Genomic DNA, 560 nt, shown 5'->3' with positions numbered 1-560 from the left:
GTATTATCATCAACTCTTACTAACTTCATTGTGTCAGCATGAATCGTAATCGGAGCTTTATGCGTAGCATGGAATCCACCTGTGCCAGTCACACGTAATTCATTGTTTGAGAAATTACAGTTATCCAGACTTTTCACGTCAACCAAGATTGGGTTTTGAGTAACACTATTCGATAAGTTATTTCCGCATACTGTTACATCTTTCAAAGAATAGTCACCGACAGCTCTAAATAGACCACCTCCATTCTGTTTTGATTGAGTTGAAAGTTTAAAACCATTTAGATTCCCAATGACATCAACAACATAACCTTGGTTCGCTTTAAACTGACCTACAATTTCAACACCTGATGCACCGCCTATTTCAATTACCGAACCTGCACTGTTGCCAGTAACATTACCAGAGATCGTAACGCATGAAATCTTGTCAGTACTTGTTGGATTACCTTCAAGCCTAATCATCTTAGTGGTATTCCAATGATCTTCAATTGTATTACCTACAATTTCTAGATCCTCAAGAATTGCTGTGGTCTGCAAGAAATGCATGTCACACTCAGCTGCACC

General features: G+C 38.8%; 1 pseudogene. It reads right to left on the bottom strand.

Features of this window, described 5'->3' with window-relative positions:
• Positions 1–542: pseudogene (locus tag E2B99_RS00010) on the bottom strand (hypothetical protein); the annotation flags it as partial.
• Positions 543–560 lie beyond the last annotated feature (18 nt).

Origin of the sequence: Alkanindiges illinoisensis (assembly GCF_004377485.1) — a bacterium.
GTDB lineage: Bacteria > Pseudomonadota > Gammaproteobacteria > Pseudomonadales > Moraxellaceae > Alkanindiges > Alkanindiges illinoisensis_A.
Note: the sequence above shows the minus strand (reverse complement) of the source record. Positions and strands in the feature narration are given on the sequence as shown.